We start from the raw sequence: 8895 nt of genomic DNA, 5'->3' as shown, positions 1-8895 counted from the left end.
TGGGGAATGGGGAATGGGGAATGGGGAATGGGGAATGGGGAATGGGGAATGGGGAATGGGGAATGGGGAATGGGGAATGGGGAATGGGGAATGGGGAATGGGAAAGAATAATAATTTGCTCCCCCTGCTTCCCCTGCTTTCCCTGCTCCCCCACTCAGCACTCAGCACTCCCTACTCCCCACCCCTCCTCATACTTTGCATGACGACAACTAAGATGCCGATAAATCCGAGAATTGGCAGTGCGATCGCCCAAGTTGGTAATTGTTGAGATTGACCCTCTACTAAATCACCATTGACATTTCGCAGGTTTCGTGTATTTTGTGTAGACCCGCCTCCTGCCACAGTCACTTCAAATTTGAACTCAAAGGGTTTGAATCTTGCCCCAGAGACAGGTTTTCCATTTAGTTGCAACTCATAAAGCCCTGGTTTGGGAAAGACAACTTCTGCACCTGGGATGCCTTTATAACGTTCGGCTGACACAGGTTGTAACTGTGGTTCTAACAGCGGTGGCTCTCCGGCTGCATAAGGTTCGGCATAAACAGCCAACTGACAATTACACTGTGACAGAGGAATTACCTTTCCACCTCTGCGGGTAAGTGCAAACCAGGCTTGGCTTGGTTCTCCAGCACGAGGATTATCATTTGGTTCAATGTGGAGAGTACCGCCTACATCTGAGCCTACTTCTACCTTGTGAGCAAAAGCAGGGTAAAGATTAGTTATTGATATAACTAAGCAACTCAAGAATAATAAATACTTTATCGTTCCTTGATTTTTCCAGAAAATACCTTTTTGAGGGTAACGCTTCTGTTTTTGACTCGTTGAAACGGAACCAGAAAATAAAGATGATTTACCGCGATTTGGTTGGGGGAACATAAAACTTTTCTACGGCTAACTTTGACCAGAAAAAGCGCGATGCCTACGGCAAGGGCTTCGCCCTACGCACTAGCAAAACACTGAGAGTAATCATTACCATCAGTACTGCCGCTAATTTATTTCCCCAAGTTGATTGCAAGGAACCCAGATAATGGGAACCAATCAACACAGTATGAATGGCACTCAAGAGCAAGGCTGGCACACCCAATAGATGAATCTGTCGCCAACGCTTGCCCAAAGATTTTTGCAACGATTCCCAACTTGTAAAAGCGGCGGGGGACATTAATACCAATGCTACAGCACCCGCAGCCATCCCCCACTGAAATTCTGGTGGCAGAAACGAAAAGGCGGCAAAATTCCATTGCAATGAGTGTTCTATCATGTGGAAGGTGTGAACCACAGAAAGCACAAAAGATCCCACTCCCAAGCCGCGGCGATAACGCAGTGGTGAAGCCCACAAGCCACTAATCGGACGCGCAATTAACGCCAAAATTAAGCAGATTAAGGCGGCGTGTCCGGTGTAATCTACCATTGTGTCACCAGTCCGCAGCAAGGTGATAACGCCAATGGTGAGTGTTACCCAACCACCTAATCGAAACAACTGACTGCGCTTGTCTTTACTTACCAAAGATGTGGAAACGCCTACACCTAGCATCGTGGGCAGGGTTCCCAAGCCAAAAGCCAGCATAGTAGCTGTACTCATCCATAAATTGCCAGTTTCAGCGGCTTTAATTTGGGCAACATACAGGAAACCACAGGGCATTAAACCCCAAGTCATCCCCAAAAGCATTGGCGTCCACCATTTGGCTTTTAAGGAAAGTTTAACCATTCCGCTGCTGAGGCGATCGTGTAAACTACCTTGCAATAGGGGATGCAACACGGGAATGCGCGGTAGTAAATCGGGTTTTACTTGTCCTAAGCCAAACCAAATCAACATCACACCAGTCAGAATTGCCATCCAGCGCCGGAAGTCGCTGCCAATACCCGCTAGCTGTCCACCTTGCAGCAATACCGAACCTAGCGCCCCAATGCCAGCACCGACTAGAGCATAGCTCAACATCCGCCCCAGGTTTAGCAGGATATGAAATTTTAATTGCTGTTGCCAAGTGTCGGGCTTTTCTAAGGTTAATGTCTGTCCCAAAGAGACTGTTTTTGGACTTTTCGGCTGATGAGACAGAGAAAATGCCACTGTTAGAGGGCCACACATCCCAAAGCAATGTCCAAAACTCCCCAGGAACCCCAGGACTGCAATCAGCAACAAATCTACCATAAAAAAAGTTCCGAGTTCTGAGTCATGAGTCCTGAGTGTAAGAATAAAGATTTTGAAGAAGTAATTAAGAAATTCTTTTCTTCTTTGCTCAGTACTCAGCACTCCTCTAGTGGGGCACTTTACGTGAGGTTGCGATCGCTGTCAAAAGACAAAGCGTCAAACTTGATATTTTCTCTCGGAAATGTAATTTATCTAAACTTTTGCTGACAATTGCCTAAATTCTCTTATCAAGCGCTAAGTAGGTAAGCAAAATAAAATCAAACTATGTTGACAAAAATAAATGAGGCTAAAACCCGTTTATCTCCTGATTTTTGCATTCTGCTTTCTGCCTCATCCCAACAACAAATATTTATGCCCACCTACTGATTAAGCCGTAAAAAAATAATACAAAATAATCTTTTTTGAGATATTTTATGTTTTTCTTTCCTAAGGATTACTACTAGCGATCGCTACATTAATAATGTTGTACCGAAAGCCAATAAACAAGTTGCAAAAATTTATCCAAAAACAAAGTTACCTACATATGGGGGTTTTCCTGGCAACTCTTTTGAGCATTCTATTGTTAAGTTTGGTAGCACTTTCGCAGCAACCAGTTACCCTCAATTTGTTAATGACTGCCCCTGATGCCGAACCTTGGAGGCAGGGTTTAATTAGAGACTTCGAGGCTGAAAACCCTGGTATTCGCATTAACTTAGTTGAAGGGCCGAATGCCACAAATTTGCTCGAAGACCTATATACCTCATCTTTTATTTTGGGTGAATCCCCTTATGACCTGATTAATATGGATGTGATCTGGACATCCAAGTTTGCTGCTGCGGGATGGTTGCTACCTTTAGGCGATCGCATTTCTAAAGAGGAGTTGGCAGAATTTTCACCCCAGGATGTAGAAGGGGGACGTTATCAAAACCAGCTGTACCGCATTCCAGTGCGTTCCGACGTGGGAATGCTCTACTACCGAGAAGATTTAATTAAACAAGCGGGATTGCAACCGCCAGAAACATTTGATGATTTGATCCGAATTTCCCAAGTCTTGCAGAAGAAAAACCAGGTGAAGTGGGGCTATGTTTGGCAGGGTCGCCAATATGAAGGACTTGTGGCGATGTTTGCAGAAATCCTCGATGGCTTTGGTGGCTTCTGGGTCAAACCCGACACCCTCGAAGTTGGACTAGATCGACCAGAAACATTACAAGCCATTGAGTTTCTACGTAGTACCATCAGCGAAGGCGTTTCTCCTCCTGGAGTCACAACCTATCAAGAAGAAGACACCCGCCGTTTGTTTCAAAATGGTCAAGTAGCGTTTTTGCGTAGTTGGCCTTATGCTTGGCCTCTAGCCCAGGCAGAAAATTCGCCAATTCGGGGCAAAATTGCGATTAAACCGATGGTTCATGCTCCTGGTAAGACGGGAGCGGCTTGTCTGGGGGGCTGGGGCTTAGGGATTGCGAAATCTTCTCAACATCCTGAAGAAGCTTGGAAAGCAATAAAGTATTTTACTAGTCGGGAAGCACAGCGCCGATTCATTTTCAGTGCAGGTTATGTACCAAGTCGCCGGGAACTGTTTACAGATCCAGGGATTGTTGCTAAATACCCCCACTATCCGCAGTTATTGCAGGTCGTGGACAATGCAGTTTTACGTCCGCCGATCGCCCAATATGCTCAAACATCAGATATTTTACAGCGTTATCTCAGCGCCGCCTTATCCGGCCGAATGAATTCTGAACGAGCAATGCAAGCTGCTGCTGCGGAAACGCGGCGATTGTTGGGGGCAGGGGGAAAGCAATTAAAAATTAAAAATTAAAAATTAAATAATTTGTGCTTTCTACCTCCTCTTTGCCAATGCCCAATGCCCAATGCCCAATGACAAATGACAAATGACAAATGACAAATGACAAATGACAAATGACAAATGACAAATGACAAATGACAAATGACAAATGACAAATGACAAATTTACATACACTTAGAAATCGAGAACAACAGACAGCCTGGATTTTACTAACACCAGCATTGCTGCTGTTGTTGTTTGTATTTGCCTACCCGATTTTACGAGCATTTTGGTTAAGCGTATTTACTAGAAATTTGGGAACAGAGTTACAACCTGTATTCTCTGGTTTGGAGAATTATGTGCGGATGGCGGGGGATGGTCGTTTCTGGCAGAGTTTGTGGGCGACAACCGTGTTCACAACAGCATCAGTAATCTCAGAACTACTGCTAGGGCTGGGGATTGCTCTAGTTCTCAATCAGGCGTTTGTTGGGCGGGGCATAGTGCGTACAACCGCCATTATCCCTTGGGCTTTGCCTACTGCTTTGATTGGTCTAGCGTGGTCTTGGATTTTTAACGACCAGTTTGGGGTTGTGAACGATATTCTGCTGCGCTTGGGGCTGATTCAGACTGGAATTAATTGGTTAGGAGAGCCAACGCTGGCGATGATCGCACTGGTTTTTGCTGATATTTGGAAAACTACGCCGTTTATCAGTATCCTGTTGCTAGCTGGATTGCAGTCGATATCAAAAGACCTCTATGAAGCTTACTCGGTTGATGGGGCAACTGCTTGGCAAAGTTTCCGTAATATTACCCTGCCATTACTGCTGCCGCAAATATTGATTGCAGTGCTATTTAGGTTTGCTCAAGCTTTCGGGATTTTTGACTTGGTTGCTGTGATGACTGGGGGTGGCCCTGGTGGCGCTACGGAAGTGGTGTCATTGTACATTTACTCCACGGTGATGCGCTACTTAGATTTTGGTTATGGAGCAGCCCTGGTAGTAGTGACATTTTTAATATTAATTGCGGCGGTAGCGATCGCTAGTTTCTTGCTTAACAGATACCGTGCCAAAACATCAGGAGCCATTTAACGTATGAGTGTAACTCCCCAAGCAGTTCCAACGACTCCAAAACGAACAGAGGGAACCAAGTTTTCTCTGAAAAAAATCTTGCTGTTTATCATAGTTGTATTAATAGTGCTATTTAGCCTAGCGCCAGCTCTATGGCAATTGCTGACCTCATTTAAAGTGAATGAGGATATTGCCGCCGTCCCGACTGTCTATTTTCCTACACGATTCACTTTCAATCACTACATTGAGTTATTTACTCGTCGGCCATTTTGGCGCTACATCTTCAATAGTGCCTTTGTGTCGATTACTTCTACCGCTGTAGCTTTAGCGATCGGCGCACCTGCGGCTTATGCTCTCGCACGGTTACGCCCTTGGGGTGAAAAAGTTATCCTCGCCAGCATTTTAATTGTTACCTTATTTCCTGGAATTCTCTTGTTCTTAGGATTGTTAGAAATTATCCAAGCGCTTAAATTGGGCAATAATTATCTGGCGCTGATTATACCCTATACTGCGATCAATTTGCCGCTAACAATTTTAGTACTTAAAAGCTTTTTTGAACAATTACCAAAAGACTTGGAAGATTCTGCTAGGGTAGATGGTTACAACACCTTTCAACTACTATGGCAAATCGTATTGCCTATGACCCTTCCCGCCTTGGTAACTACTGGAATCCTTACCTTTATTTTTGCTTGGAACGAGTTTATTTTTGCTCTCACGTTTATGACGCGTGAAGAGTTGAAGACAATTCCCGTGGCTGCGGCTCAGTTGGGTGGTGCGACAATATATGAAATTCCCTATGGCCCGATCGCTGCTGCAACTGTCATCGGGACATTACCCCTGATTTTACTAGTTCTGTTTTTCCAGCGCCGGATTGTCCAAGGTCTTACCGCTGGTGCTGTCAAGGGATAAGAGGAAGCAGAGGGGAAAATAATAATTTCTGACAAATGACCAATGACCAATGACAAATGAAAAATGGCTAAACTCGAACTTAAAAACTTGAATAAAACCTACAGTCCCAAAGTCGTCCCTGTCAAAGACGTTAGTTTAACTGTAGATAACCATGAATTTCTCACTTTACTTGGCCCTTCCGGCTGTGGTAAATCCACCGTTCTACGCATGATTGCGGGTCTTGAAGAACCGACTCGCGGTCAAATCGAGATTGGGGAGGTGGATGTCACCTATAAACGAGCAGCCGATCGCAATATTGCAATGGTATTCCAAAGCTATGCACTCTATCCCCACATGACGGTGTACGAAAACCTCGCTTCTGGACTCAAGCTGAAAAAAGTACCACCGACAGAAATTAAACAGCGAGTGGCAGAAGTGGCAGAAGTTTTAGGATTAGCAGAGTTAATGAACCGCAAACCTGGCCAAATGTCTGGAGGTCAACGGCAACGGGTTGCTGTTGGTCGTGCTTTGGTGCGTAATGCCGATGTCTACCTGCTGGATGAACCTTTAAGTAACCTGGATGCACTATTGCGGGAAAGAGTCCGAGCCGATATCAAGCAAATTTTTGCCGCCCAAAAAGTGCCAGTGGTTTACGTCACCCACGACCAAACCGAAGCGATGACGCTTTCTACGAAGGTTGCATTGCTCAACGATGGCTATGTCCAGCAACTTGACCCGCCTGACCGCATCTATAACCATCCAGCTAATCTATTTGTGGCTGGATTTGTTGGTAGTCCACAAATGAATTTGCTAACTTTACCTTGTAAGGGACAATATGCGCTGCTGGGTAAATTTCAGGTTCATCTCCCAGATATACCAACTGTACCACCGCAGATTGTTCTGGGAATCCGACCAGAAAATGTCCGCATTGCTCAACCAGGCGATACCCAGACTATTCAAGGGCGAGTATTTTTAGTGGAAAATTTGGGTATGCACTATTTGGTTAGTGTCAAGGTTGAGGGTTCACAAACTGGAGCGATTACAGTACGTGCTTTGTTGCCAACAGACCAAAATTGGAGTGACGAGGATATTACATTAGCATTGCCCCCTGAAGATATTCACTGGTTTGATGTGCAATCTGGCCATGCTCTTGTTAAGAGGCAAATGTTAGGTTAACGCAAGCAAGAGACGCGATGAATCGCCGTCTCTACAATAATCAGATTTATCGCGTCTTTGCGATCTCGAATTTTCATCAAAAAACCTTAACCGAAGCAATCCTGGAAAGTGATGCTTGGGGATTTGCGCTACTCTAAGTCAGGAAGCCAAGGATAAATCAGGATGAGAAAATGGATTTGGCTGATGCTGTTGGTGCTGATGACAGTTGCCGTGTTGGGTAGCAGAGGTAGCACGTTTTTTGAACAGCGTCCCTCACCGACAATTGTTGAGCGGATTCCAGTGAAAACACCCGAACTACAGCCATCAAGGGAAGTTGATATTACTCCCCCAGTGTCTACTGAGAAGCTGTTAAACCATATCCAAAAGTTGAATTTTCAGCGCTACACCACAAAAGAGCGATCGCTAACTCGCACTTATATTACAACTGAACTGAAAAAATTCGGCTGGAAACCTAAATTAGAAAAGTTCTCTGACGGTGTGAATATTTTTGCCGAACGACCAGGAACGAATAAAGCCGCGAAAGCAATTCTCGTAGCAGCGCATTACGACACTGTTGCCTCCTCCCCTGGTGCTGATGATAATGCCAGTGGTGTAGCTGTAGTGCTGGAAGTCGCCCGGTTACTCGGTTCTCGTCCTACGCCACGGACGTTACAGCTAGCTTTTTTTGACCAAGAGGAAGCAGGACTTTTGGGTAGTCAGGCTTTTGTGAGTAAGACAGCACGCTTGCAAAATTTAGGCGGAGCGATCGTTATGGATATGGTAGGTTACGCTTGTTACACTGCTGGCTGTCAGAAATACCCTGCCGGATTGCCTGTTACGCCACCGAGTGACAAAGGCGATTTTTTGGCAGTAGTCGGTGATACAGAACACTTGTCTTTACTTAATGCCTTTCAAAACTCACAGAACGTCCCCTCAACCGCCCTGAATAAACAGGAATCAATCCCAGCAGTTCTAACACTACCAATTCCTTTTAAAGGTTTACTGACACCAGATACCCTACGCAGCGACCATGCACCGTTTTGGTATCAGGGTGTGGGTGCTGTGCTGGTGACAGATACCGCAAATTTACGCACTCCACACTATCATAAACCTAGCGATGTGCCAGCAACTATCGAGCGATCGTTCTTCACAGGAGCAGCACAAATTGTAGTTAATGCGACTAGTGCCTTGTTAGAAAAAGACCAGGTTTTGGAAACTAAACCACCAAGCTAACTGATGAATTATGAATTATCTTGACTAGCTTTTGGTTCCGGGAAAGTCAACGTCCAATTATTTTTATCATTAACCTGAGAATATAAACCTTGGAGAATGAGCCGCAGAGTTTTTCGAGTTCTAATCGGCTTTTTTACCAGATAAGTTCCTGGTTCAGCAAAGATATCATCAAAGTTTTGTTTATAACCAAATTGTTTTGAACAGTAACTACCAGCACCTTGGACTGTTAACACAAAAAATGGAGCTTGTTTGTATTCATCAGGAATCATAAAGATTCCATATACATGGTGACGACCACGCCACGGCTGAACACTAACCTTAGTAGCATGTACTTGGAATTTTGTAGTTTTTGATGCGATAAAAGCCTCGAAATTGCAATCAGAATCATTCACAGGCCACCACAGTGTAATAATACTCAAAGAGAGCAGAAAAATTAAAATATATGGGAGTCTGCGACGCATAAAGCCAAGAAAAATTGTTGATGCGGCTGGGAGAATTTGATAAGTAACGATCGTGCAGCTATAGCAATCAGACTATTTACCTGCAACACCTCTGCAAAACGTTTTAAAGAGCGAAGACAAAACATTAAGCAGTTGGTTAAATTTCCCTGTCAAATAAAATTGCAGATTGTAGATGTGTAGTTTACC

The 8895-nt window shown here is 44.6% G+C and carries 7 protein-coding genes and 1 pseudogene; 5 read left to right on the top strand and 3 right to left on the bottom strand.

Annotated features, from left to right (window positions below):
* Window positions 1–171: 171 nt before the first annotated feature.
* Together V7K53_RS30020 and V7K53_RS30015 are read right to left on the bottom strand one after the other, a co-directional pair.
* A complete protein-coding gene (locus V7K53_RS30020) occupies window positions 172–873 on the bottom strand; it encodes a hypothetical protein (protein ID WP_335201131.1) in 702 nt (233 codons plus the stop codon).
* Window positions 848–2143: pseudogene (locus tag V7K53_RS30015) on the bottom strand (urease accessory protein UreH domain-containing protein). The gene V7K53_RS30020 and the pseudogene V7K53_RS30015 overlap by 26 nt, the downstream one beginning before the upstream one ends.
* Window positions 2144–2603: 460 nt before the next feature.
* On the opposite strand from V7K53_RS30015, the gene V7K53_RS30010 reads away from it, so the two are divergent.
* The 5 genes from V7K53_RS30010 (at window position 2604) to V7K53_RS29990 (ending at window position 8248) form a co-directional block, all read left to right on the top strand.
* Window positions 2604–3938, top strand: a complete 1335-nt coding sequence (locus V7K53_RS30010; protein ID WP_335201129.1) for an ABC transporter substrate-binding protein — start codon at window positions 2604–2606, stop codon at window positions 3936–3938.
* A gap of 143 nt (window positions 3939–4081) precedes the next feature.
* On the top strand, window positions 4082–4993 hold the full coding sequence (locus V7K53_RS30005) for a carbohydrate ABC transporter permease (protein ID WP_335201128.1): 912 nt from the start codon (window positions 4082–4084) through the stop codon (window positions 4991–4993).
* Window positions 4994–4996: 3 nt separating this feature from the next.
* Window positions 4997–5881, top strand: a complete 885-nt coding sequence (locus V7K53_RS30000) for a carbohydrate ABC transporter permease (protein ID WP_335201126.1) — start codon at window positions 4997–4999, stop codon at window positions 5879–5881.
* 63 nt (window positions 5882–5944) lie between these two features.
* A complete protein-coding gene (locus V7K53_RS29995) occupies window positions 5945–7036 on the top strand; it encodes an ABC transporter ATP-binding protein (protein ID WP_335201125.1) in 1092 nt (363 codons plus the stop codon).
* A gap of 162 nt (window positions 7037–7198) precedes the next feature.
* Window positions 7199–8248: a M28 family peptidase gene (locus tag V7K53_RS29990; RefSeq protein ID WP_335201123.1), complete on the top strand. Its 1050-nt coding sequence runs from the start codon at window positions 7199–7201 to the stop codon at window positions 8246–8248.
* Window positions 8249–8256: 8 nt separating this feature from the next.
* On the opposite strand, the gene V7K53_RS29985 is transcribed toward V7K53_RS29990, so the two are convergent.
* A complete protein-coding gene (locus tag V7K53_RS29985; protein WP_335201122.1) occupies window positions 8257–8709 on the bottom strand; it encodes a hypothetical protein in 453 nt (150 codons plus the stop codon).
* Window positions 8710–8895 lie beyond the last annotated feature (186 nt).

Source organism: Nostoc sp. (assembly GCF_036917355.1).
Taxonomy (GTDB): Bacteria; Cyanobacteriota; Cyanobacteriia; order Cyanobacteriales; family Nostocaceae; genus Nostoc.
Note: the sequence above shows the minus strand (reverse complement) of the source record. Positions and strands in the feature narration are given on the sequence as shown.

Excerpts from the sequence above, each read along its gene's own strand:
- V7K53_RS29985 (WP_335201122.1), bottom strand. The coding sequence starts at position 8,709 with ATGCGTCGCAGACTCCCATATATTTTAATTTTTCTGCTCTCTTTGAGT.
- V7K53_RS30000 (WP_335201126.1), top strand. The coding sequence starts at position 4,997 with ATGAGTGTAACTCCCCAAGCAGTTCCAACGACTCCAAAACGAACAGAG.
- V7K53_RS30005 (WP_335201128.1), top strand. The coding sequence starts at position 4,082 with ATGACAAATTTACATACACTTAGAAATCGAGAACAACAGACAGCCTGG.
- V7K53_RS30020 (WP_335201131.1), bottom strand. The coding sequence starts at position 873 with ATGTTCCCCCAACCAAATCGCGGTAAATCATCTTTATTTTCTGGTTCC.
- V7K53_RS29995 (WP_335201125.1), top strand. The coding sequence starts at position 5,945 with ATGGCTAAACTCGAACTTAAAAACTTGAATAAAACCTACAGTCCCAAA.
- V7K53_RS29990 (WP_335201123.1), top strand. The coding sequence starts at position 7,199 with ATGAGAAAATGGATTTGGCTGATGCTGTTGGTGCTGATGACAGTTGCC.
- V7K53_RS30010 (WP_335201129.1), top strand. The coding sequence starts at position 2,604 with ATGTTGTACCGAAAGCCAATAAACAAGTTGCAAAAATTTATCCAAAAA.